Source organism: Massilia sp. Soil_C_3, from assembly GCF_057657035.1.
The window spans coordinates 442,761-465,706 of sequence record NZ_JBDGJG010000006.1; the positions used below are offsets into that span (position 1 = coordinate 442,761).

The following is a 22,946-nucleotide window of genomic DNA, read 5'->3' on the forward strand; positions in this document are numbered from 1 at the left end:
GGCGGCAGAGGCGCTGGAGGCAGTCATGACCGCAGCACCGACCGAAGTCCAGGCGCCGCCGCGCGCTGACGCTGCGCTCCCTCTGGATGCGCTGCACTTTTTCGTGCGCTATTCGCTGCGCGAGTACACCAGTTTCATGTGGCAGCATGGCGGCTTCCTGATCCGCCGCCGGCGCGTGCGCTGGCCGGCCAGCTTGCTCCTGCGCCTGAGAAGCACCTTCAGCGCGGCCCTGAACTTCGTCCTGCTCGGACGCGGGCGGCGCACCTATGAATTCACCATCGACGAACACGGCATCGTGCGCACCAGCGGCGGCGTGACCCTGATCGACTGGGACGACGTGGCCGCCGTGCGCACCTATTCGCGCGGCTTCATGATGGTGCTCAAGCGCGGCACCTTGCCGATTCCCTTCCGTTGCCTGTCCGAGGGCCAGGTGGCCACCATGCGCGAGCTGGCGGCGGCGCGGCACGAGCTGGCTTTGCGCTGATTTTTTCCCTGCCTGCGAGCGGTGTTGGACGCGTGGACGGGGGACCCGTCCACGCTACTCGAACAACACCGGCATCTCATGCGAGCGGCGGCGCAACGCCAGGCGGGCGCCGTCGTAATCCGGATATACCTCGCCCACCGTGGCCCAGAACGCCGGGCTGTGGTTCATCTCGCGCAAGTGGGCCAGTTCGTGCACCACCACGTAGTCGATCAGCGCCAGCGCATAGTGGATCAGGCGCCAGTTGAGGCGAATGCTGCCGCCCACCGTGCACGAACCCCAGCGCGAGCCGGCCGACGACAGCGTGAAGCTGCTGTAATTCACGCCCAGCTGCGGCGCGAAATGGTCCAGGCGCTCGCGGAACAGGCGCGTGGCCTCGGCCTGGAACCAGAGCTTCACCCTTTCCTTGAGCTGCCATTCGGACAGCCCCGGCACCACGCCGATCCACAGTTCATTGCTGGCGGCGTCGAACTGGCAGTGGCTGCGCGCCGCTTCCTCGAGGCGCAGCACGATGTCGCCGCCCAGGTAGGGCAGGCGCGCGCCATCCTTCCATTCGACCGGCTGGCGCAGCTGGCGCTGGTCGCGCCGCTCGCCGCGTTCGAGCAGCTTGGCGACGATCCAGCGCTGCTTGGCGCGCAGCGCGTTGTCGATTTCCTCGAGCGTCACGCGGCGCGGCGCCGTCACGCGCAGTCCGTCGTCGTCGATCGTGAAGCCGATCGAGCGCCGCGACGAACGGCGCAGGGCGTACTCGATGGTGTGGTGGCCGAGATTGATGCGTTTCAGGGGAGGGTCTTGCGGGCCGACGGGCGGCGAGGGAAGCTTGATGCGGGGCGGCGCCGGCGGCGCCTTGAACAGCGGCTGCGCGGGCGGGAGAGGCCTGTCGGAAGGCCTCAGCGCCGCGAAGAATTCTTGCGCGAACAACTCCAGCTGGTGGCCGTCGACCTTCGCCGAGGCCATGGTCTGTGGCCTCGACTCACGAATCTGGGCGCTGACGTCGCTCAACCACCTTTGTAGGCGTGGGGCGAAATGACGCGCATTTCGGATTCTATCCAATTTTCTACCTCTGCCATCAGGCTGTCGGGGGTATGGCCTTCGGGCGAGATCGGCTTGCCGATCGAGACCGTGATCAATCCGGGCCGTTTGATGAATGAATTCTTGGGCCAGCACTCGCCCGAATTATGCGCGATCGGCACCACCACCGCTTGGGTTTCCACAGCCAGGCGTGTGCCACCGCTCTTGTACTTGCCCTTCTGGCCAACCGGGATGCGGGTGCCTTCGGGGAACATGATGATCCACTGGCCGTCGGCCAGGCGGCGCTTCCCGTGGCGCACGACGGAGCCGAAGGCATTCTTGCCCTGCTTGCGGTCGATCGGGATCATGCGCAGCAAGCCCATGGCCCAGCCGAAGAAGGGGATGTACAGGATTTCCTTCTTGAAGACGTAGACCAGCGGCCGCGTGAGATTGGGCAGCAGGAAGATCGTTTCCCATGCCGACTGGTGCTTAGAGAGCACGATGGCCGGCGCGTCGGGCAGGTTGTCGTAGCCCTTGAATTGGTAGCGGATGCCGCAGATGACGCGCGCGCACCAGATGATGAAGACGTTCCAGCGCGAGGTGAACCAGAAACGCTTGTTGTACGACAGCGGCGCCGCCAGGAAGCAAAGGCAGGCCCAGATGACGGTGGCGACGATCATGACGATCGTGAACAGCAGGGAACGCAGGAACAAACTGAAGTTACGCAAAGGGGCTCCGGACAAATCGATCTGGTTCTGGATAGTGCAGGACTACTTTTTTATGATGGCTTTTTTTATGATTATGCAGCTTGTGGGCCGGTTGCACCAGTAGCCCCCGGCTTGAGGAATGCAGTGACCATCGACGCCAGGTCCGGGAACACCTGGGTGCCGGGCGGCAGGCCGCCGGTGGCCTCTGTCTTTTCGCCTTTCCCGGTCAGCACCAGATAGGGCGTGCAGCCGCGGTTGAAGCCTGCCTGCAGGTCGCGCAGCGAGTCGCCCACGGTGGGCACGCCCTTGAGATTGACCTTGAAACGCTTGCCGATCTCTTCGAACATGCCCGACTTGGGCTTGCGGCAATCGCAGCCGTCGATCGCCGCGTGCGGGCAGAAGAAGATGGCGTCGATGTCGGCGCCCACCAGCTGGGCCGACGCATGCAGCTTGGCGTGGATGGCGTTCAGGGTCGCGATGTCGAACAGCCCGCGCGCGATGCCCGACTGGTTGGTCGCGATCACGACCCGGTAGCCCGCCTGGTTCAGGCGGGCGATCGCCTCGAGCGAGCCGGGGATAGGGGTCCACTCCGCCGGCGACTTGATGAAGTCCGGCGAATCGTGGTTGATCACGCCATCGCGGTCGAGGATGATGAGCTTCATCGTCCGTTCTTCCTTGGCTCGCTCGTGACCCATCTACGCCGCCAGCTTGGAGATGTCGGCCACGCGGTTCATCATGCCGTGCAAGACCGCCAGCAGGGCCAGGCGGTTGTTGCGCAGCGCGACATCGTCGGCCATCACCATCACGTCGTTGAAGAAAGCGTCGACCTGGTCGCGCAGCTGGGCCAGGGTCTTGAGCGTGCCGCTGAAGTCGCCCGCGGCGAAGGCCGCATCGACGTCGGGCTGCACGCGGGTGACGGCGGCCGCCAGGTCCTTCTCGGCCTGGTCCTGCAGCAGGCCAGGGTCGACCGCGGCATCCTTCGGCATCGCTTCCTCGTTCTTCTTGAGGATGTTGGTGATGCGCTTGTTGGCGGCGGCCAGCGAGGCTGCCTCGGGCAGCGCCGCGAAGGCCTGTACCGCTTCCAGGCGCTGCACCACGTCGTCGACGCGGTCCGGGTTCTGGGCCAGCACCGCCTCGACCTCGTTCGGGGAGAAGCCGCGCTCGCGCAGCATGCTCCGCAGGCGGTCGAGCATGAAGGCGGTCACTTCCACGCGCGGATCCCGCAGCGATGCAAAGCGCGCCGGTTCGTCGGCGAAGGTGGTCATCGCGTCGGCCAGCATGTCGGCGATCGACAGCGGCAGGCGCTTCTCGACCAGCATGCGCACGATGCCCAGCGCGTGGCGGCGCAGCGCGAACGGATCCTTCTCGCCGGTCGGCTGCAGGCCGATGGCCCAGATGCCGACCAGGGTTTCCAGCTTGTCGGCCAGGGCGACCGCGAGACCCGTATTGGTGGCCGGCAGGGCATCGCCGGCGAAGCGCGGCTGGTAGTGTTCGGACGCCGCGCGCGCGACGTCGTCATGCTCGCCATCGTGGCGCGCGTAATACGTGCCCATGATGCCTTGCAGCTCGGGGAACTCGCCGACCATGTCGGTCAGGAGGTCGGCCTTGGACAGGCGCGCGCCGCGCTCGGCCAGCGCCGCGTCGAAGCCCAGGCGGGTGGCGATATAGGTCGCCAGCTTGGTGACGCGCTCGCTGCGCTCGGCTTGCGAGCCCAGCTTGTTGTGGTAGACCACGCTGGCCAGTTGGGGCAGGCGCGACTCCAGCGTTTTCTTTTTATCCTGCTCGAAGAAGAACTTGGCGTCCGACAGGCGCGGACGCACCACGCGCTCGTTGCCGCCGACGATGGACTCGGGCGCATCGGTCGCGATGTTCGACACGATCAGGAAGCGCGAACGCAGCTTGCCTTCGTTATCGGTCAGCGCGAAGTATTTCTGGTTCGTCTGCATGGTGAGGATCAGGCATTCCTGCGGCACGGCCAGGAATTCTTCCTCGAAGCGGCATTCATAGACCACCGGCCATTCGACCAGGGCCGCCACTTCGTCCAGCAGCGATTCGGGCATCAGGACCTGGTCGGCGCCGGCTTTCCCGAGCAGCTGGGTGCGGATGCTTTCCTTGCGCGCGTCAAGCGACGACAAGACCTTGCCTTCGGTTTCCAGCACTTGCGCGTAGTCGTTCGCGTGCCCGATCGTGATCGGACCGCCATGCGACAGGAAGCGGTGGCCCATCGTGGTGCGGCCGGCGGCCAGGCCCAGCAGGGACAGCGGCAGCACCTGGTCGCCATGCAGCGCGATCAAAAGGTGCACCGGACGCACGAACTGCACGGTGTCGCCGCTCGGGCGCTGGTAGCTCATGACCTTCGGGATCGGCAGCTTGGCCACCGTCTCGGCCAGCACGTCCTGCAGGGCGCCGGCGAGCAGGCTGCCGGCGGCCGTATAGGTGTAGAAGAAGCTTTCGGCCTTGCCGTCCTGGGCGCGTTCGAGCTGGTCGACGGAGAGGTCGGGGAAGCCCAGCGCGGCCAGCTTCTTGGCCAGCGGCGCGCTCGGATTGCCTTCCTTGTCGAGGGCCACGGAGACAGGCAGCACCTTCTCGCGGATCGATTTGTCGGGTGAAGTGTCGCGCACGTTCGTGATCGACACGGCCAGGCGGCGCGGGGTGGCGTGGGTGGTGACGCTGCTATCGGCTTCCAGGAAGTCGCGGGCTTTCAGGCCGTTCGAAATGCCGGCGGCAAAGGCCGCGCCCAGCTTGACGAGCGCCTTCGGCGGCAGTTCTTCGGTCTGCAGTTCGACGAGGAGTGTTTGGTTCATGGTCTGTTCTGTTCTTTTCAAGCCGCGGCTTGTTCGCTTTTAGGCGCCATCGGGAAGCCCAGCTTCTCGCGCGAATCGTAATAGGCTTGCGCCACCAGGCGCGACAGGGTGCGCACGCGGCCGATGTAGGCGGCGCGCTCGGTCACCGAGATCGCGCCGCGCGCGTCCAGCAGGTTGAAGCTGTGCGAGGCCTTCATGATCTGCTCGTAGGCCGGCAGGGTCAGTTGCAGCTCGACCAGGCGCTTGGCTTCGGATTCGTGGTTATTGAAAGCCTGGAACAGGATTTCGGTATTCGAATGCTCGAAGTTGTAGGTCGATTGTTCGACCTCGTTCTGGTGGAAGACGTCGCCGTAGGAGAGCTTCTTCTTCTCGCCGTTCTCTTCCCACTCGGTCCACACCAGGTCGTAGACGTTCTCGACGCCCTGCAGGTACATGGCCAGGCGCTCGATGCCATAGGTGATCTCGCCCAGCACCGGCTTGCAATCGAGGCCGCCGACCTGCTGGAAATAGGTGAACTGGGTCACTTCCATGCCGTTCAGCCAGACTTCCCAACCGAGGCCCCAGGCGCCCAGGGTCGGGCTTTCCCAGTCGTCCTCGACGAAGCGCACGTCATTCTTCTTGAGGTCCAGTCCCAGCGCCTCGAGCGAACCGAGGTACAGATCGAGAATGTTCTCGGGCGCGGGCTTCAAGGCCACCTGGAATTGGTAGTAGTGCTGCAGGCGGTTCGGATTCTCGCCATAGCGGCCATCCTTCGGGCGGCGCGACGGCTGCACATAGGCGGCGCGCCACGGCTCGGGGCCGATCGCACGCAGAAAGGTGCCGGTGTGGAAGGTGCCCGCGCCGACTTCCATGTCGTAGGGCTGGAGCAGTGCGCAGCCCTGCTTGTCCCAGTAGGACTGCAGGGTGAGGATGATTTGTTGGAATGTGAGCATCTCGAATGGGACGGGGCTGGTGGGCCGCGAACACGGTATGTTTGCCAAATGACTAATTCTACTGAATTTTTGCGCCCCTCTGGGGGGCGATTTCACTCATCTATTTGAATCGGCGCGATTTGCGTAGGGTTGGCGGCTCTGCCGCCGACGCGGTGATGGTTTGCAATGAGATCATCCGGTGCGAAATCGGAGGCGATAGCAATCACCGCGTCGGCGGCGTAGCCGCCAACCCTACGTGGCTACGGTAGCGGCGGCCCGCAAACCAGGCGCCGAGCAGCATCAGGCCTCCCAGCATCAGGAAGGCCGCGCTGCCGAGACGGATGAACGGCGTCATGCCGCTCGCGCCGCGCACCGTCGCGCTCAGGACACCGTCGGTGTAGAACGGCAGCACTTGCGTGATGTTGCCGCGGTGGTCGATCACGGCGGTGGCGCCGTCGTTGGTCGAACGCAGCATCGGGCGGCCCGTCTCCAGGGTGCGCATGCGCGAGATCTGCAGGTGCTGCGGGATGGCCACCGACTGGCCGTACCACGACAGGTTCGACACGTTCAGCAGCAGGGTCGCCGGGTGCTGCGCATTGCGCAGCTGGTAGGCGATCTCTTCTCCGAACACGTCTTCGTAGCAGATATTCGGCAGCACCCACTGGTCCTTGACCTGGAACGGGGCCTGCAGCGCGGCGCCACGGGTGGCGTCGCTCAGCGGGATGTTCATCATGTCGGTGAACCAGCGGAAGCCCGGCGGGATGAATTCGCCGAACGGCACCAGGTGCGCCTTGTCGTAGCGATAGGGCCTCGGTTCGGGGCTCATCGCGATCAGGCTGTTGCCGTATTTTTCCGGACCGTCGAACAGCGGCAGGCCGATCGCCAGTGTGCTGCCGCTGGTCGTTGCGAAACGCTGCAGGCCGTCCAGGTAGCCGTCCGGCAGATTGTGCGGGAAGACGGGCAGGGCGGTTTCGGGCGTGGCGATCAGGTCGGCCGGGGCCGCCGTGATCATGGCCTGGTAGCGCGTTACGATGCTGGTCAGGAATTCCATATCGAATTTCCTGTCTTGCGGGATATTGCCTTGCAGCAGGCGCACGGTGATCGGCTGGCCCGTCTCCTGGGTCCATTCGACCGTGCGCAGGCCCGCGCCCACCAAAATGAGGCCCGCCAGCAGGCCGATCGCCGGCCAGCGCGCGCGCTGGGTCAGCATCGCGATGCAGCCGGCGCCGACGCCGGCCAGGATGCCGATGCCGTATACGCCGATCAGCGGCGCGAAGCCGGCCAGCGGCGCCAGGTCGTGAGCATAGCCCGACGAGGCCCAGGGGAATCCCGTAAACACCCAGCCGCGCAGCCATTCGGACACGCCCCACAGCGTGGGCAGCACCAGCAGCAGGAAAGCGGCCACCGGCAGCGACCAGCGCTTGCGCAGCCAGGTCGCGACGCCGGCAGTGAAGGCGGCGAACAGGCCCATGTACAGGCCGAGCAGGACGATCGCCACGACTGCCAGCAGCACCGGCAGGTGGGCGAAGCGGGTCATGAGGACGGACAGCCAGTGCATGCCGGCGACCGACCAGCCGAAGCCGAAGGCCCAGCCGATCAGGGTCGCGCGCTTGACCGAACTCTTCAACCCGACCTGGTAGAACAGCCAGGCCAGGGACAGCAATTGCAGCGGCCACCAGCCGAAGGGCTGGAACGACAGGATGGAAGAACCGCCGGCCAGCGCGGCGGTGAGCAGCAGCAGCGCGGATGGCTTGTCGCCGCGCAGCGCGGCGGCAGGCGCCGCGGCTGGCGCCGATGCAGTCTTGGTCCGGCGGCGCAGCATCAGTCGCGGTCGTCTTCAGGCGACGGCAACTGTTCGACCAGCAGGACGTGGATCTGGCGCGCGTCGGCGCGCAGAATCTCGAAGCGCAGGCCGTGCAGGTCGACCACTTCGCCCTTGTGCGGCATATGCCCCAGGTGGCTGGCGATCAGGCCGCCGATGGTGTCGACATCAATGTCCGGCAGCTCGGTGCCGAGTTCCTCGTTGAACTGCCCGATCTCGGTCAGCGCCTTGATGCGCCAGCGCGGGCCATGCTGGCCTTCGCGGATCGAGATGATGTTGTCTTCTTCTTCATCGAAATCGTATTCGTCCTCGATGTCGCCGACGATCTGCTCGAGCACGTCCTCGATCGTGATCAGGCCGGCCACGCCGGAATACTCGTCGACCACGATCGCCATGTGATTGTGGTTGGCGCGGAAGTCGCGCAGCAGCACGTTCAGGCGCTTCGATTCGGGAATGAAGACCGCCGGGCGCAGTTTGGTGCGCACGTCGAAAGATTCTTCAGCGTAATAACGCAGCAAATCCTTGGCCAGCAGGATGCCGACCACCTTGTCGCGCTCGCCTTCGATGGCGGGGAAGCGCGAGTGGGCGGTTTCGAGCACGTTGGGCATCCATTCCTCGATCGGTTTCGTGATGTCGATCACGTCCATTTGGGAACGGGGAACCATGATGTCGCGCGCCGACAGGTCGGAAACCTGGAACACGCCCTCGATCATCGACAGCGCATCGGCGTCGAGGAGGTTGCGTTCGTGGGCATCGTGCAGCACTTCGAGGAGCTCTGCGCGATTTTCGGGCTCGGGGGAGATGAAGGCGGTCAGCCGTTCAAGCAGTGACCTGTGGGGTTTGGCGTCCGGTCGGACGTCACTGGGATACTCGGGCATAGTTGGCGGGAAGCCGTTGTTGCAATGGGGTGTAGGATACACCAAATAGGGGTGCGACCAGTATTTACACGAGTGCGCACTGATGTTGCGTAGAATTGGCGGCACTGCCGCCAACCCTACTCCGCGTACGGATCCGGAAAGCCCAGCACCTCCATGATGTCGCGCTCGAACTGCTCCATTTCTTCGGCGTCGTCCTCGTTTTCGTGGTCCCAGCCCTGGGCGTGCAGCACGCCGTGCACGACCAGGTGGGCCGTGTGCTCCTCGACCGTCTTGCCCTGTTCCTCGGCCTCGCGCTGCAGCACGTCGGTGCACAGCACGATGTCGGCCTGGGTCGGGTCGTCCTCGCCCAGCTCCTCTTCTTCGTTATAGGCAAAGGTGAGGACGTTGGTGGCGTAGTCCTTGCCGCGGTAGGCCTTGTTCAGGGCCTGGCCTTCCTCGGCATTGACGAAACGGATGGTCAGCTCGGCCGGGCCGAGCAGGGACTCCTCGACCCAGCGCTGCAGCTTGGCTTCGGTGATCTCGCCTTCGAGGCGGGTATCGGCGAACTGGACTTCCAGCTCAAGGGGATGTTTTTTTTCTTGCATGTTTCACCGGGGTCGGTTTGGGGAGGGCGCCCAGTTCCTGGACGGACATATCCTTGTCATACGCGTCGATAATGCGCGCCACCAGCGGGTGACGCACTACGTCGGCGCTCGAAAACTGGGTGAATTCGATGCCGCGCACATCCTTCAGCACGTGCATGGCGTCGACCAGGCCGCTGCGCTGGGTCTTGTGCAGGTCGACCTGGGTCACGTCGCCGGTGACGACGGCCTTGCTGCCGAAGCCGATCCGGGTCAGGAACATCTTCATCTGCTCGACGGTCGTGTTCTGGGCTTCGTCCAGGATCACGAAGGCGTGGTTCAGGGTGCGGCCGCGCATATAGGCCAGCGGCGCGATCTCGATCACCTGTTTTTCGAACAGCTTCTGGGTGCGGTCGAAGCCCAGCAGGTCGTACAGCGCGTCGTACAGCGGACGCAGGTAAGGATCGACCTTCTGCGCCAGGTCGCCCGGCAGGAAGCCCAGGCGCTCGCCGGCCTCGACGGCCGGTCGGGTCAGGATGATGCGCTTGACGGCGTCGCGCTCGAGGGCGTCGACGGCGCAGGCCACGGCCAGGTAGGTCTTGCCGGTGCCGGCCGGGCCGATGCCGAAGCTGATGTCGTGGTTGAGCACCGCGTTCAGGTACTGGATCTGGTGCGGCGTGCGGCCGCGCAGGTCGCTGCGGCGGGTCTTGAGGATCGGGCTCTCGAGGCTTTCCGGAGCGTCGCTGGTTTCTTCAGGAGCGTCGGCCTTGCCCGCCGGGGCGGCATCGGGATCGCCGGCGCGCGGCTTCAGGCCGGCGCGCTGCTCGACCAGGGCCAGTTGCACTTCTTCGATCGGCACGATCTTGTTGGCGACCGCATAGAAGCGTTCCAGCAATTCGACGGCGCGTCCGGCATTGGCGCCGCTGACGATGAATTTCTCGCCGCGGCGGAACACCGTGACGTCGAGAGCGGCCGAGATCTGGCGCAGGTTTTCGTCGAGCGGGCCGCACAGGTGGGCGAGCCGCGTATTGTCGAGCGGTTCGGGAATGAAGTACGAGGGCAGGGTTGGCTGTGTTTTCAACTGGCTTTGGCTATCGTATCGAGGTTGGCGACGAGTTCGCCGCGCAAATAGTAATCGTGGCTGGCGACGATGCGCACGTCGGCCAACTGGCCGATCAGCGAGGCATTCGTCTCGTCCAGCGGGAACAGAACCACGCGGTTGTTCTCGGCGCGGCCCTGCAATTGGGTGGCATCCTTCTTGGCGACGCCTTCGACCAGCACCCGCTGCACGGTGCCGACCATGGCGGCGCTGTGCTTGCGGGTGTTCAGGTCGATCAGGGCTTGCAGGCGCTGCAGGCGCGCCAGCTTGACTTCGTGCGGGGTGTCGTCTTCGAGGTTGGCGGCCGGGGTGCCGGGGCGCTTGCTGAAGATAAAGCTGAAGCTATTGTCGAAGTTGACGTCCTCGACCAGCTTCATCATGGCCTCGAAGTCGGCTTCGGTCTCGCCCGGGAAACCGACGATGAAGTCGGACGAGAAGGTCATGTTCGGCCGCACCGCGCGCAGGCGGCGGATGATCGACTTGTACTCGAGGCCGGTATAGCCGCGCTTCATGGCGTTGAGCACGCGGTCGGAGCCGTGCTGCACCGGCAGGTACAGGTGGCTGACCAGTTGCGGGATGCGGGCATAGGCGTCGATCAGGCGCTGGCTGAATTCCTTCGGGTGGCTGGTGACGAAGCGCAGGCGTTCGATGCCGGGAATCTCGGCGATGTATTCGAGCAGCAGGGCGAAGTCGGCGGTCTCTCCGCTTTCCATGGCGCCGCGGAAGGCGTTGACGTTCTGGCCCAGCAGCATGATTTCCTTCACACCCTGGGCAGCCAGGCCGGCGACCTCTGTCAGCACGTCCTCGAAACGGCGCGAGACTTCCTCGCCGCGGGTGTAGGGCACGACGCAGTAGCTGCAATACTTGCTGCAGCCTTCCATGATCGACACATACGCGATGGGGCCTTCGACCTTAGCCGGAGGCAAGAAGTCAAATTTCTCGATTTCGGGGAAACTGATATCGACTTGCGCCTTGCCCGACTGGCGCCGGTCCTGGATCAGCTGGGGCAGGCGATGCAGGGTCTGCGGGCCGAACACCACGTCGACGTAGGGTGCGCGCTTGACGATGGCGTCGCCTTCTTGCGACGCGACGCAGCCGCCGACCCCGATGACCAGCTCGGGCTTCTTACGTTTGAGTTCCTTAATGCGGCCCAAGTCGGAAAACACTTTTTCTTGCGATTTTTCGCGGATCGAGCAGGTATTAAACAGGATCACATCCGCGTCTTCCGGCGTGTCGGTGCGCACCAGTCCATCCGAGGCGCCAAGGACGTCGACCATCTTGTCCGAGTCATACTCGTTCATCTGGCAGCCGAAGGTTTTAATGAATACTTTTTTTTGCATGGAATTACTAGTTGGGGGCGAGCGCGGCATCGACAAGGCATGGGCGAGGCCAGTTTACCGTACTTTGGTAATGACCCCGTTTGCCCACGAAGTTGGCCATTTTAGTGCCGCTTGGAATGGTTAATTTCTTTACCTAAAGTAATTGTATTTATACTTAGATTGTTAAATGTCCGCTAGCGAACATACTTTATTATTCATGACACATAGCTTCGCTGTCATGAAGTGTTTCCCTATGTAAATCAACGACTTCTGACTGGATTCTGATTTACAAAATTTATCCAAGAAATCTCTTGCGTGCGCCACAATTGGGCCCCATGTGCTGAAATGCAAACGTGACAAGCTTTCCACACGTTAGCTTGATTTCCGACAAGGAGTCACATGCGCCGGTTCGTCATCGCACTGGCGTACAGGATAGATAATTTGTTTGAAAGACAAGTGCGTATGTGGAAAGAAACATGGAGCACTGTGGGCCGGAATTCTTAAGGGAATGTTCAGATTAGCGCTGTTTAATCCCTGTACAAGTTCCGGGAACTTATGTTGACGAAATGTAGTCTTTAACAAAAGTTCGTAAGGGAACTATTTTAACCAAACTCGTGAGGTAATTATCATGGCACAACAACATCACGCTCTATCTTCGCAGGAAAGTTACAACCCGAACCACCTGCTGGACATCCTGCTCGGCAAGATGCAGCTGAAAAACGACGCCGCCCTGTCGCGCATGCTGGAAGTGGCGCCGCCCGTCATCAGCAAGATCCGCCACCACCGCCTGCCGGTCGGCGCCTCGCTGCTGATCCGCATGCACGAAGTGACCGGCATGAGCATCCGCGACCTGCGCGACCTGATGGGCGACCGCCGCACCAAATACCGCCTGTCGGATGCCCAGGGTCGTCCGAAGCCAGAAGAGAAAGCGGCACAGGCTGCAGCCGCTGCCGCCCAGCAGCAAGCCCAGCCGCAAGGCCAGGGCGCGCAGACCAACGAAGCGTCGAACAAGACCTCCGGCAATTATGCGCACTAATGCCGTGGGCATGACAGCCGCATCTGTCATGCCTTCGGTATTGGCGGGCCGCGGCGCCGCCGTGCTGACCTTCCAGCAGCGGCGCCGCACCAGTTTCTACTGATTCATCGTGCACCGTCCTGCGGCCTAGGCCATCAGGATGGCTGTCATTTCCTCGTACTGCAGTTCCGTCTCGCGGAACACGTGCAGCCATGTTTCCTCAGGCAGACCGAGCGCCGTCCAGGCCACGCTGGACACGGCGGGCACCAGCTCGTCCGCGTCGCCGGCCAGGTCGAGCGCATGCGCCACCGCATTGGCGACATGGACGATGGTGGCCAGGAAGCCGGCTCCTGGCGTTTCCGGCTTGTGATAAAAGGCAATCGCCTGCTGCATCGTGCCCGAGAACTGCCAGTGCTCGGCCAGCGCCGCACCGGCCAGCAGGTGGTCGACGCCCAGCATGGCCCGTTCGGTATCGAGCAGGTCGCCATCGAGGCGCTTGCGTTCGCGCAGGACGGCATCGTACTGCTCGGGAAAGCGCGTCACCAGCACCAGGCGGCCGATGCCGTGCAGCAGGCCAGCCGTAAACGCCACATCCTGGTTGAAGCGCATATGGCGCGCCAGCACCCGCGCGCAGGCGGCGGTGGCGATCGACAGGCGCCAGAAGGCCTTGTCGTCGAAGCTGGGGCAGCGTCCGCTCGGGAAGCAGCCCGTCATCGCCGCCGCCATGATCAGGTTGCGCGTGGCCTGGAAGCCCAGATAGGTCATGGCTTGCTGGATCGTGGTGGCCTTGACCTGCAGCCCGAAGGCCGATGAGTTGGCCAGGCGCAGCGTCTTGGCCGTCAGCGCCTGGTCGGCCGACACCTTCCTGGCCAGCACCGAGACGTCGACGTCTTCCTGGTCGATGCTGCCGAGCAGCTCCATCACGACGGCGGGCAGCGAGGGCAGGTCTTCCAGGCCCTGGACCAGATGTTCGGAGGTGATCGCTGACGTGATCGTCATGGCGCCACCTGCCGTTCCAGGCGGTAATCCTCGACGTAGCGGCGCAGCAGCTTGCCGGCCCAGTCTTCGTCACCCTCGAGATCGTGCTTGCGGAACAGGTGGTCGAGCCGGGCAACGACCGCCCCCTCGTCCGGCGCGCGGTGCGCCTCGACGCGCGCCACCGGCACCGCCTCGATATGGTGACGCTGCAGCGAGGCGATGGTCGCCTCGCTGAGGACGGCGCCCTTGGCCAGCAATACCAGGCCCTGATTGTCCAGCAGCTCGTCCGAGAGCACCATGCCCGGCGTTACCTGGGTCACGGGGACCATCGCGTGGTCATCGCTCATATTACCTCCATTCAATTCAGCGCCGATGTTATCACCGGCGCGGCTGAATATCTGTAAGCATCGGTCATCGTTTGTCTGTCCCGCCTGCCATATGCGTCAAGACGCGCGCACCGATTGCCCGCGCCAGGCTACCATGACCCCGTGACCAGCCAACGCTACATTGCTCTGCTGCGCGGCGTAAATGTCGGCCGCGCCAAACGGATTGCCATGGCCGACCTGCGCAAGCTGGTCGAAAGCCTGGGTTATACCGGCGTGCGCAGCCTGCTCAATAGCGGCAATGTGATCTTCGACGCCGACGTGCCATCCAGCCGGGCGGCGGAAATGATCGAGGAAGCGATGGTGCTGCGCCTTGGCGTGGCGGCGCGCGTGTTCGTGCTGGAGCGCCAGGAGCTGGCCGACATCATCGACGACAATCCCTTGCTGGACCTGGCCGACGACCATGCGCGCCTGTTCGCCTTCGTACTGGCGGGCGAGCCGCAGCGCGAGGTGGCGGCCTGCCTGTGCGGCCAGGACTGGCAGCCCGAGGCGCTGGCGATCGGCCGCCGCGCCGCCTACGTCTGGTGCCCCGAAGGCGTGCTCGACAGCGCCGCCGCGGCGGCCCTTGGCAAACAGTTGGGCGATGGGACGACCTCGCGCAACTGGCGCACGATCACCAAGCTGCACGGCTTGTGCAGCCATCCGGCCGGGTGCTGACCCGGCGCTGTCGGCCGCCTACTTGAACTTGTCGCTGCTGTCGCGGCCCGCGCGGTAGCCGATGAGGATCAGGCCGACCAGCATCATTGCGAACACTTCCGGCTCGGGCAGCTCGGACAGGTGGGATAGTGGAGTGACGATGTGCGTGTGGCCCGTGACGGCCAGGTCGTGCACCGCCTGCGGGGCCGGAGTGGCTTCGACGCCATTGCCGGGAGAAAGATCGATAACGGCGGCTTGGGCTGCGTTGCCGAGGAAGAGCGCAAGCGCCGCCGTCAAAGCAAGTCTGTTCATAGCCATTCCTCTTTACGAGCTAAATGCCACCGAGCTTTGGATGAGTTCGAACTCGATCCGCGGTCGCCATCTTGCTACATCAGCATAGCAAATCCGTGGCCACGTTGCGCGCAATTGAATCCATGAGTTGTAGAAAGAAGTCATGTTTTTGCTGAAAGATGCGAGCATCTTGCGTTCACTCAAGGCAAAAGTTGACTGTGGTAAATAAACAGCGCTCAGCAGTAAATATAATGCAGGATTGGGCAGAGTGATAATGCGAATTTCGCAAGAAATCGTCATTTGATTGGCACATTCATCATTATTGCTGTCACTCGAATAATTAAAACCGTTATCAGCTTTTTCATCATCATCAAATTCCGCATTTTTTTATCCTTGGGGTATTCACCGCGGTTTTTTTTGAATGTATAGTCTCCTTATCCCCTTGCCCTCGGGCATCACAGCAACGTCCCAACCAACACGTCTGAAACCTTCGGCCCTGGCCGACGCCGCGTTCGCCGCCTTCCGCGATACGGCAACAGCAGCCCCACTTTTGCACGACGCACCTTTCGACGAGTAACCAGATGCCCAACTTCGCCCGACTTCAGATTGCATTCAAGAACGTTTACGTCCGCATCCTGTCCGCTATCCTGCTGGGCATGCTGGTGGCGCTGGCGATCTTCAAGTCCGATGTGCCGCAAGACCCGAGCCCGGTGGTCCACTCGCAGAACATCGCCGAGATCACGTCGCTGGCCGAGCAGAAGGCGCGCCTGGATTACCTGCTGATCGCGCATCCGCTGTCGGAGGCGCCGCGCTACATCTATAAATTCAAGGACGCGGCAAGCCTGCACGTGGTGAAGGTGCCGAGCACCTCGCACCTCTCGCTCGAGCGCGAAGTGCTGCTCAAGAACGCGATTCCTTATTCGATCGCCAGGGACGATTTCCTGGCCAGCCACAAGGCGGTGATGGATGAGGGCGTGAGCATGCTCGAACAGACCGGCGACTTCCTCAAGCGCAATGCCTTCCCGATCATCCTGGTGCTGATGATCCTGTATGTGATGAAGTTCGGCATCCCGGGCATGGGGACGAGCGCATCGATGATCACCCCGGACAAGCTCAAGGGCAGCCTGGACGACCTGATCGGCATGGACGACATCAAGCAGGAAGTGCTGCACCTGGAAGACATGATCCGCAACCGCGCGGAATACCAGTCGCACAATATCGACAAGCCGTTCAATGTGATGCTGACCGGGCCTGCCGGCACCGGCAAGACCAAGCTGGTGGGCTACCTGGCCAAGCGCCTCGACATGCCGATGATCTCGGCCTCGGGTTCGGCGCTGGAGTCGGGCTATGTCGGCGGCGGCTCGAAGGCCCTGAACGCCCTGTATCGTAAGGCTTGCGCCAAGGGCAAGTGCATCATCTTCCTGGATGAAGCGCAAAGCCTGTTCATGCCGCGCGGCCGCAGCGAAAAGAAATGGGAAGACGACACCGCCAACACCATGCTCGGCCTGCTTGACGGCGTCAAGAGCGACAAGGGACAGGGCGTGATCTGGATCGTCGCCTCGAACTTCGATGACAACACGACGGAAATGGACGAAGCGATGCTGCGCCGCTTCTCGGTGAAGATCAACTTCCGTTTGCCGAACAAGGCCGAGCGCCGCGAACTGCTGCGCAGCTTCCTGGGACGCAAGAAGGATGGCCTGGTCGATTGGGAAGACCTGAACCTGGACCAGGTGGCCGAGATCACCCAGAACCTGAGCCCGGCGCTGCTGGAAACCGTGGTCGAGCGCGCCAGCATGCTGTCGATCCAGGAAAAGACGATCATCAACACGAACCTGATGTTCCGCGCCTATGAACGCGCCACCATCGGCCTGACCGACCGCGCGACGACGGCCGAGAAGCACAAGCAGCGCGAACGCATCGCCCTGCACGAGCTGGGTCACTTCTTCATGCAGATCGACCCCTACCTGCGCGCCGGTCTCAGCCTGGCCGAAGTGAGGGAAAAATCGCACCTGCTCAAGATCAGTACCGAAGCGGTGTCGAAGATCGGCGCGCTGGGTTATGTGCTGCAGTCGGGCGAGGACATGTCGCTGCGCACCCTCGAAGAGCTGGAGCGTGACGTGGTCGGCCTGTATGGCGGCGTGGCGGCGGAAGAGATGTTTTATGGGGCGCGCGGTATTTCGGTCGGCAGCCAGAACGACATCGAGAAGATCACCAAGATGCTCAATTTGATGGTGAGCCGCCTGTCGATGTATTCGCGTTCGAAGATCGATTACAGCCAGCTGGGGCAGGAAGCCAGCGGCGAGCACACCGTGCGCCTGGTCGAAGAGAAGGCGGATGCACTCTATAGCTACACGCTCGATTCGATCCGCGATTACAAGCTGGTGATGGAGTCGCTCAAGGATACGTTGCTGGAACAGTATGTGTTGTCGAAGGATGAGGTGTTTGCGTTGCTGGAAGAGCGGAGTGAGTTGCTGATGCCGCAGTTGCATGGGCATCGGGCGGCCAAGCTGACGTTGTGCGAAGAAGAAGTCGCCGCGTAAGCAGTTGGTTCCTTTTGATGAAAACCCGTCCCGCGCAAGCCGGACGGGTTTTTTGTTAGTGCGGGATTGTTCTCGTTAATTCATTACTACATCCGAGAGGATCGTGTTAAACGAGGGCGGTGAGCTCGACTATGATGGGAGTGGGAAACCGGATCGCTCATGCTCATATCAGGAGGTCGCATGCGTATGCTAAAGCTCGCTTTGCCAGTTTTTCTTTCCTTGCAATTGTGCATGGCATCCGCTGAGGCAAGATCGCCGAACCAGGTCCTGGGCACCTGGCGCATGGTGACCGCCCAGATCGATCCGGATGGCAAGAACCTGCCGGCCTATGGCGACAAGCCGAATGGCCTGCTCGTGTTTACCGAGGACATGCATTTCATCGAGGTGCTGACCGATGCGACTATTCCAAAATTTGCTTCGGATGCACGAGGGCAGGGCACGGCCGAAGAAAACCGCGCGGCGATGGCCGGCAGCATCGGCTTCTTCGGCACTTATACGGTGGACAAGGATGGCGTCTTCAGCGGCAACCGCGTCGAGGCATCGACCTTCCCGAACTGGATCGGGCAGGTCCGCACGCGCAAGGAGCTGCGCCTGGTCGTTGAAGGCGATCGCATGACTGAGAATTTTCAGAGGCCGGACGGCACCAGGATCCGGATCGTCTGGCAGCGGGTCAAGCCTCAGTAGCGGTCACAGGGCCATGCCATTATCTCGATAGCGAAGATCGACTCCTGCAATCCGATGATCAGGCGGGAATGCGGGCAATGACCTTGATCTCGAAGTCGAACCCTGCGAGCCAGGTGACGCCGACAGCCGTCCAGTTTGGATAAGGCGCTTCAGGGAAGATTTCGCTTTTCACTTTCATCACCGCGGCAAACTGTTTTTCGGGATCGGTATTAAACGTGGTGACGTCGACAATATCGTCAAACCCGCACCCGGCCGCTTGCAGTGTCGCCTGGAGATTGGAAAACGCCAGACGAACCTGGGCTTCGAACTCAGGCTCGGGCGAACCGTCGTCGCGACTTCCGACCTGACCGGATACGAAGAGAAGATCGCCTGATCTGATCGCCGCCGAATAGGTCTGTTTCACGTAAAGGTCTTGCCGGCCAGCTGGGAAAACGGCATCGCGTACACTCATGGTGATTGCCCCTAGGATAGTGAGTCAATAATTTAGTAACCACTACACCATATTTTGCCGTAACTGCCTGTGCTGTCGCGTTCGCTTGCGCGGTCTCTGCTCAGGAAGGTCCGCCGTCAGCCGATATCGAGAAGATCGCCAAGATGCTCAATTTGATGGTGAGCCGCCTGTCGATGTATTCGCGTTCGAAGATCGATTACAGCCAGCTCGGGCAGGAAACCAGCGGCGAGCACACCGTGCGCCTGGCGGCCTGCAACCATCAAACGACCCGATGTTAGAAATCACTCAGCTTTGCGCCATCGATCCCCTCGATCTGGTCCAGACGCACGGTGTCGCCCGTACTTATCGACATGTACTCGGCACCATTCTTTGCGTATAAGTCGGTAATGGAGGCAGTGTAATACTGTAAGGCGCCTGTCTCGTTGCGAATGCCGATCTGCACTGGCTTGCCTAAGGTGGCGTGGGCCTCGAGCAAATCGTGAAATTCGCAGTTGATCGGCTGATATGGGGAAGAAAAGTTTGTCGTCATGGTCGAGTCACTTTCAGTGGGGTTATCAAGGGCGAGCGAGTCGGGCAAGTTTGTTGACCTAGGCGCGCTTTTGTTCCTGCAATGTTTCTAGCACATGCCGCGTCATGCTGCTCGCCAGCTCCTCCTCACCAACGAACACCCGCCCGCCGGTCTCCGCCCGCAACAACTCTGCTTCCTTGTCGTTATGCGTGCGCACCACGCAGCGGATCGATGGGTTGAGCGCCTTCGCAATCTCCACCATCTTGCGCACGTCGAAGGTATCCGGCGTCGCGATCACCAGCATCGCCGCCTTGTGGATATGCGCCTGGATCAGCACCGCCGGCTCCGCCGCATTGCCCACCACTGCCGGAATCCCGCGCTGGCGCGCCTGCTCGACCAGTTCGCGATGCTGCTCGGCGAGCACGAAGTGAATGCCACGCGCCGTCAGGTCGTCCGCAATCCGTCGCCCAACCCGTCCGAACCCCACCAGCACTACCTGGTTGCTGAGTTTTTCGCGCGAGGTTGTCATCGGTAGTTCCGCCAGCGGATCGGCCGGCCGCTCGAGCCTGCGCGCCAGGTGCATCAGGTGGTCTTGCTTGCCGAACCAGCGCTGCACCGGCTCGATCGACGAGAACACCAGTGGGTTGAGGGCGATCGAAATGATGGCGCCGGCCAGGATCAGGTTCTGCCCCAGTTCCGGCAGCAGCCCGAGCTGCATGCCCAGCGCAGCCAGGATGAACGAGAACTCGCCGATCTGCGCCAGGCTGGCCGACACCGTCAGCGCCGTATTGAGCGGATAACGCAGCGCCAGCACCAAAATAAAAGCGGCGAGCGACTTGCCGACCACGATCACCAGCACCACGCCCAGCACGTGCAGCGGATTGTCGACCAGGACCATCGGATCGAACAGCATGCCGACCGAGACGAAGAACAGCACCGAGAACGCATCGCGCAGCGGCAGCGATTCCTCGGCCGCGCGGTGGCTCAGTTCCGACTCGCGCAGCACCATGCCGGCGAAAAAGGCGCCCAAGGCGAACGACACGCCGAACAGGTTTGAAGAGGCATACGCGATGCCGACCGCCGCCGCGATCACCGATAGCGTGAACAGCTCGCGCGAGGCGGTCTTGGCCACGCGCCACAGGAACCACGGAAAGACCTTGCGCCCGACGATCAGCATGAAGGCGATGAAGCCGCCCACCTGCAGCAGGGTCATGCCCAGCGCCGGCCACAGATCGAGCCCGGCATCGCCCTTGCCGCCCAGCGGCCCGGCGAGCGCCGGCAGCATCACCAGCACCAGCACCATGACCAGATCCTCGACCACCAGCCAGCCCACCGCGATGCGGCCGTTCATCGAATCGAGCACGCCGCGCGCCTCCAGTGCGCGCAGCAGCACCACGGTGCTCGCCACCGACAGCGCCAGGCCGAACACGATGCCGGCGCCCAGGCTCCAGCCCCACCACCACGACAGCGCCATGCCCATCGCGGTGGCCACGCCGATCTGCAGCAGCGCGCCGGGCAGGGCGATGCGGCGCACGTCGAGCAAGTCCTTCAGCGAGAAGTGCAGCCCGACCCCGAACATCAGCAGCATGACCCCGATCTCCGCCAGTTGCGAAGCCAGGCCGATATCCGCCACGAAGCCCGGCGTGGCGGGGCCGATGAAGACGCCGGCGGCCAGGTAGCCGACCAGCGCCGGCAGTTTGAGGCGCACGGCCAGCATGCCGAACATCAGGCCGAAACCGAGTGCGGCGGCAATCGTGGTGATCAGGCTTAATTCGTGGTGCATGTAGTGGAGGACTCTTGAACAGGTAGGAAGGTCTTTAGTATAAGTCAGCAGTATGTACAGGCTAAAAAAACCCAAGCAACGCCGGCGCGTCGTCCGCGCCTGAAGTGCGATAGCATTGGTATAACGTCACTGCCGAGCTAGCGCTGCATGGAAAAACAAGATGAACTGCGTCGTTCCAAACGGATCGCCCTCGGCTTCTTCGTAGGCGCGGCCGCGCTGTTCGTGATCAGCCTCCTGCTGCCGTACACCTGGTGGACTGGCCTGCTGCGCGCGTTTTCCGAAGCGGCCATGGTCGGCGCGCTGGCCGACTGGTTCGCGGTGGTGGCCTTGTTCCGGCGCGTGCCGATCCCGATCGTGTCGCGCCATACCGCCATCATCCCCAGCAACAAGGACAAGATCGCCGACAACCTGGCGCTGTTCGTGCGCGAAAAATTCCTCGACACCGACTCCATCGTCGGCCTGATCCGGCGCCACGATCCGGTGCAGAAGGTGGCCGAGTGGCTGGTCAAGCCCGCCAATACCGAGTTGATGGGCGCCCACCTGGTGCGCGCCGCCACCTTCATGCTCGACTTTATCGAAGACGCGGCCGTGCAGAACTTCATCCGCCGCGGCGTGCACACGATGGTGAACAGTGTCGACCTGTCGAAGTCGAGCGGCGCCATCCTGGAAAGCCTGACCCGCGGCCGGCGCCACCAGGAACTGCTCGACGAAGGCATCCGGCAACTGGCACACTTGCTGGACAACGCGGACACGCAAGACTACATTGCCCAGGGCATCGTCGAGTGGCTCAAGGAAGACTATGCCTTCATCGAAAAGATGCTGCCGTCGGACCTCATCGGCCGCAAGGGCGCCGACATCGCCGTGCGCCTGGCCGCCGGTGTGCTGAACAAGGTAGCGGCCGATCCCGAGCACCCGCTGCGCCACCGCTTCGACGACTACGTGGCCGGCTTCATCGAACGCCTGAAAGGCGACCCGGCCTTCCTGGCCAGGGCCGACGACGTCAAGCGCTACCTGCTCGAGGACGAAACCGTCAACACCTATCTCGGCTCGCTGTGGGCCGAACTGAAGGCCTGGCTCAAGCGCGACCTCGAAAGCGAGGACTCCAGGCTGCGCGGCCGCATCGTCGCCATGGGCGCCTGGATCGGCAAGGTGCTCAGCGAAGACCCCGCATTGCGCCAGTCGCTGCAAGAGAACCTGGAAGCGGCCGCTCGCGGCGTGGCGCCCGAGTTCGCGGGCTTCCTGACGCGCCACATCGCCGACACCGTCAAGCAGTGGGACGACCGCGAGATGTCGGCCCAGATCGAACTCAATATCGGCAAGGACTTGCAGTACATCCGCATCAACGGCACCATCGTGGGCGGCATGATCGGCGTGACCTTGTACCTGCTGTCCCACCTGCCCGCGCTCCTGAACTGAAGGCCTTCACCATGCACACGCTCGCACTGAACGACTGGCTCGCCGCCCACCCCGAAGTCGAGCGCATCCCCGAACGCGACCTGTATGTGGTGGCGCGCTACATGATCCCGATCGACGCCAACCTGGCCCAGGGCTGCCTGGAAGCCTCCGGCATCCCCGCCATGCTGGCCGATGCGCATTTGATGCAGACCGACCTGCTGCTGGCGCCGGCCCTGGGCGGCGTGCGCCTGCTGGTCGATGCCGAACACGTGCAGCAGGCGTATGGGGTGCTCGAAGCGCTGGCGCGGGGCGACTTTGCGCTCGACGAGCACGCGCCGGAGGGCGAGTGGCAAAAGGCCGAGTAGACCAGGTCGACAAGCGGGGTGGCGTACGAAATGATGGCGGCCTGCGGCTTGGCGGCGCCGGAAACAACAACGGCCCGGTTCGCGAAAACCGGGCCGTTCTGTATTTGGTGGTGATAGGTGGACTTGAACCACCGACCCCAGCATTATGAGTGCTGTGCTCTAACCAGCTGAGCTATATCACCTGAAACTGACAAAAGCAAAAATGGCTCGACTCGTTGGAGAGCCAAGCCATTCGCCTGGAATTCTTGGTGGTGATAGGTGGACTTGAACCACCGACCCCAGCATTATGAGTGCTGTGCTCTAACCAGCTGAGCTATATCACCTG

At 62.7% G+C, this 22,946-nt stretch carries 24 protein-coding genes and 2 tRNA genes; 8 read left to right on the forward strand and 18 right to left on the reverse strand.

The window, feature by feature from the left end; all coding sequences use genetic code 11:
- Positions 1-25: 25 nt before the first annotated feature.
- The gene (locus AC3A6F_RS14965; protein ID WP_487681998.1) at positions 26-484 is read left to right on the forward strand and encodes a YcxB family protein; all 459 of its coding nucleotides are present in this window, start codon (positions 26-28) and stop codon (positions 482-484) included.
- 54 nt (positions 485-538) lie between these two features.
- Here AC3A6F_RS14965 and AC3A6F_RS14970 read toward each other — a convergent pair whose 3' ends face one another.
- The 10 genes from AC3A6F_RS14970 to miaB form a co-directional block, all read right to left on the reverse strand.
- Positions 539-1,438: a M48 family metallopeptidase gene (locus AC3A6F_RS14970; RefSeq protein WP_487682000.1), complete on the reverse strand. Its 900-nt coding sequence runs from the start codon at positions 1,436-1,438 to the stop codon at positions 539-541.
- A 41-nt stretch (positions 1,439-1,479) separates the two neighbouring features.
- Positions 1,480-2,220, reverse strand: coding sequence for a lysophospholipid acyltransferase family protein (locus AC3A6F_RS14975; protein ID WP_487682002.1), 741 nt, complete (start codon positions 2,218-2,220; stop codon positions 1,480-1,482).
- Between the two features lie 71 nt (positions 2,221-2,291).
- On the reverse strand, positions 2,292-2,861 hold the full coding sequence (gene gmhB, locus AC3A6F_RS14980) for a D-glycero-beta-D-manno-heptose 1,7-bisphosphate 7-phosphatase (RefSeq protein WP_487682004.1): 570 nt from the start codon (positions 2,859-2,861) through the stop codon (positions 2,292-2,294).
- Positions 2,862-2,894: 33 nt separating this feature from the next.
- Entirely contained in the window at positions 2,895-5,003 is a 2,109-nt protein-coding gene (gene glyS / locus AC3A6F_RS14985; RefSeq protein ID WP_487682006.1) for a glycine--tRNA ligase subunit beta, read from the reverse strand.
- Between the two features lie 17 nt (positions 5,004-5,020).
- On the reverse strand, positions 5,021-5,935 hold the full coding sequence (gene glyQ, locus AC3A6F_RS14990) for a glycine--tRNA ligase subunit alpha (protein ID WP_487682008.1): 915 nt from the start codon (positions 5,933-5,935) through the stop codon (positions 5,021-5,023).
- Positions 5,936-6,137: 202 nt separating this feature from the next.
- Positions 6,138-7,736 carry an apolipoprotein N-acyltransferase gene (lnt, locus tag AC3A6F_RS14995; RefSeq protein ID WP_487682010.1) on the reverse strand — a complete coding sequence of 533 codons (1,599 nt, stop codon included), beginning with the start codon at positions 7,734-7,736 and terminating at the stop codon, positions 6,138-6,140.
- Positions 7,736-8,614 carry a CorC family transporter gene (locus AC3A6F_RS15000; RefSeq protein WP_487682012.1) on the reverse strand — a complete coding sequence of 293 codons (879 nt, stop codon included), beginning with the start codon at positions 8,612-8,614 and terminating at the stop codon, positions 7,736-7,738. The genes lnt and AC3A6F_RS15000 overlap by 1 nt, the downstream gene beginning before the upstream one ends.
- A 116-nt stretch (positions 8,615-8,730) precedes the next feature.
- Positions 8,731-9,198, reverse strand: coding sequence for an rRNA maturation RNase YbeY (gene ybeY, locus AC3A6F_RS15005; RefSeq protein ID WP_487682014.1), 468 nt, complete (start codon positions 9,196-9,198; stop codon positions 8,731-8,733).
- Positions 9,173-10,255 carry a PhoH family protein gene (locus AC3A6F_RS15010; protein ID WP_487682016.1) on the reverse strand — a complete coding sequence of 361 codons (1,083 nt, stop codon included), beginning with the start codon at positions 10,253-10,255 and terminating at the stop codon, positions 9,173-9,175. Before AC3A6F_RS15010 ends, ybeY begins: the two co-directional genes overlap by 26 nt.
- Entirely contained in the window at positions 10,252-11,613 is a 1,362-nt protein-coding gene (gene miaB, locus AC3A6F_RS15015; RefSeq protein WP_487682018.1) for a tRNA (N6-isopentenyl adenosine(37)-C2)-methylthiotransferase MiaB, read from the reverse strand. Before miaB ends, AC3A6F_RS15010 begins: the two co-directional genes overlap by 4 nt.
- A gap of 607 nt (positions 11,614-12,220) precedes the next feature.
- On the opposite strand from miaB, the gene AC3A6F_RS15020 reads away from it, so the two are divergent.
- Positions 12,221-12,628 (forward strand): hypothetical protein, encoded by a 408-nt coding sequence (locus AC3A6F_RS15020; RefSeq protein WP_109346351.1) that lies wholly within the window; start codon positions 12,221-12,223, stop codon positions 12,626-12,628.
- Between the two features lie 126 nt (positions 12,629-12,754).
- On the opposite strand, the gene AC3A6F_RS15025 is transcribed toward AC3A6F_RS15020, so the two are convergent.
- Together AC3A6F_RS15025 and AC3A6F_RS15030 are read right to left on the reverse strand one after the other, a co-directional pair.
- On the reverse strand, positions 12,755-13,606 hold the full coding sequence (locus AC3A6F_RS15025; protein ID WP_487682021.1) for an HDOD domain-containing protein: 852 nt from the start codon (positions 13,604-13,606) through the stop codon (positions 12,755-12,757).
- Positions 13,603-13,932: a hypothetical protein gene (locus AC3A6F_RS15030; protein ID WP_487682023.1), complete on the reverse strand. Its 330-nt coding sequence runs from the start codon at positions 13,930-13,932 to the stop codon at positions 13,603-13,605. Before AC3A6F_RS15030 ends, AC3A6F_RS15025 begins: the two co-directional genes overlap by 4 nt.
- 141 nt (positions 13,933-14,073) lie before the next feature.
- On the opposite strand from AC3A6F_RS15030, the gene AC3A6F_RS15035 reads away from it, so the two are divergent.
- Positions 14,074-14,625 carry a DUF1697 domain-containing protein gene (locus tag AC3A6F_RS15035; RefSeq protein WP_487682025.1) on the forward strand — a complete coding sequence of 184 codons (552 nt, stop codon included), beginning with the start codon at positions 14,074-14,076 and terminating at the stop codon, positions 14,623-14,625.
- 18 nt (positions 14,626-14,643) lie between these two features.
- Here the strand turns inward: AC3A6F_RS15035 and AC3A6F_RS15040 are convergent, their stop codons facing one another.
- Positions 14,644-14,916 (reverse strand): hypothetical protein, encoded by a 273-nt coding sequence (locus AC3A6F_RS15040; protein ID WP_487682027.1) that lies wholly within the window; start codon positions 14,914-14,916, stop codon positions 14,644-14,646.
- A gap of 560 nt (positions 14,917-15,476) precedes the next feature.
- On the opposite strand from AC3A6F_RS15040, the gene AC3A6F_RS15045 reads away from it, so the two are divergent.
- Both AC3A6F_RS15045 and AC3A6F_RS15050 read left to right on the forward strand, forming a co-directional pair.
- Positions 15,477-17,435 carry an AAA family ATPase gene (locus AC3A6F_RS15045; protein ID WP_487682029.1) on the forward strand — a complete coding sequence of 653 codons (1,959 nt, stop codon included), beginning with the start codon at positions 15,477-15,479 and terminating at the stop codon, positions 17,433-17,435.
- A gap of 186 nt (positions 17,436-17,621) precedes the next feature.
- Positions 17,622-18,119: a lipocalin-like domain-containing protein gene (locus tag AC3A6F_RS15050; RefSeq protein ID WP_487682031.1), complete on the forward strand. Its 498-nt coding sequence runs from the start codon at positions 17,622-17,624 to the stop codon at positions 18,117-18,119.
- A gap of 58 nt (positions 18,120-18,177) precedes the next feature.
- Here AC3A6F_RS15050 and AC3A6F_RS15055 read toward each other — a convergent pair whose 3' ends face one another.
- A complete protein-coding gene (locus AC3A6F_RS15055) occupies positions 18,178-18,570 on the reverse strand; it encodes a RidA family protein (RefSeq protein ID WP_487682033.1) in 393 nt (130 codons plus the stop codon).
- Between the two features lie 143 nt (positions 18,571-18,713).
- Here AC3A6F_RS15055 and AC3A6F_RS15060 point away from each other — a divergent pair, with 143 nt between their 5' ends.
- Positions 18,714-18,848: a hypothetical protein gene (locus AC3A6F_RS15060; RefSeq protein ID WP_487682035.1), complete on the forward strand. Its 135-nt coding sequence runs from the start codon at positions 18,714-18,716 to the stop codon at positions 18,846-18,848.
- On the opposite strand, the gene AC3A6F_RS15065 is transcribed toward AC3A6F_RS15060, so the two are convergent.
- Both AC3A6F_RS15065 and AC3A6F_RS15070 read right to left on the reverse strand, forming a co-directional pair.
- The gene (locus AC3A6F_RS15065) at positions 18,845-19,147 is read right to left on the reverse strand and encodes a hypothetical protein (protein ID WP_487682037.1); all 303 of its coding nucleotides are present in this window, start codon (positions 19,145-19,147) and stop codon (positions 18,845-18,847) included. The genes AC3A6F_RS15060 and AC3A6F_RS15065 overlap by 4 nt on opposite strands.
- A gap of 10 nt (positions 19,148-19,157) precedes the next feature.
- Positions 19,158-20,861: a cation:proton antiporter domain-containing protein gene (locus tag AC3A6F_RS15070; protein ID WP_487682039.1), complete on the reverse strand. Its 1,704-nt coding sequence runs from the start codon at positions 20,859-20,861 to the stop codon at positions 19,158-19,160.
- A 147-nt stretch (positions 20,862-21,008) separates the two neighbouring features.
- Between AC3A6F_RS15070 and AC3A6F_RS15075 the strand changes: the two genes are divergently transcribed.
- Positions 21,009-22,277 carry a DUF445 domain-containing protein gene (locus tag AC3A6F_RS15075; RefSeq protein ID WP_487682041.1) on the forward strand — a complete coding sequence of 423 codons (1,269 nt, stop codon included), beginning with the start codon at positions 21,009-21,011 and terminating at the stop codon, positions 22,275-22,277.
- 11 nt (positions 22,278-22,288) lie between these two features.
- Positions 22,289-22,621, forward strand: a complete 333-nt coding sequence (locus AC3A6F_RS15080; protein ID WP_487682043.1) for a putative signal transducing protein — start codon at positions 22,289-22,291, stop codon at positions 22,619-22,621.
- Between the two features lie 105 nt (positions 22,622-22,726).
- On the opposite strand, the gene AC3A6F_RS15085 is transcribed toward AC3A6F_RS15080, so the two are convergent.
- A tRNA-Met gene (locus tag AC3A6F_RS15085) sits at positions 22,727-22,803 on the reverse strand.
- A gap of 64 nt (positions 22,804-22,867) precedes the next feature.
- Positions 22,868-22,944, reverse strand: a tRNA-Met gene (locus tag AC3A6F_RS15090).
- Positions 22,945-22,946: the final 2 nt, after the last annotated feature.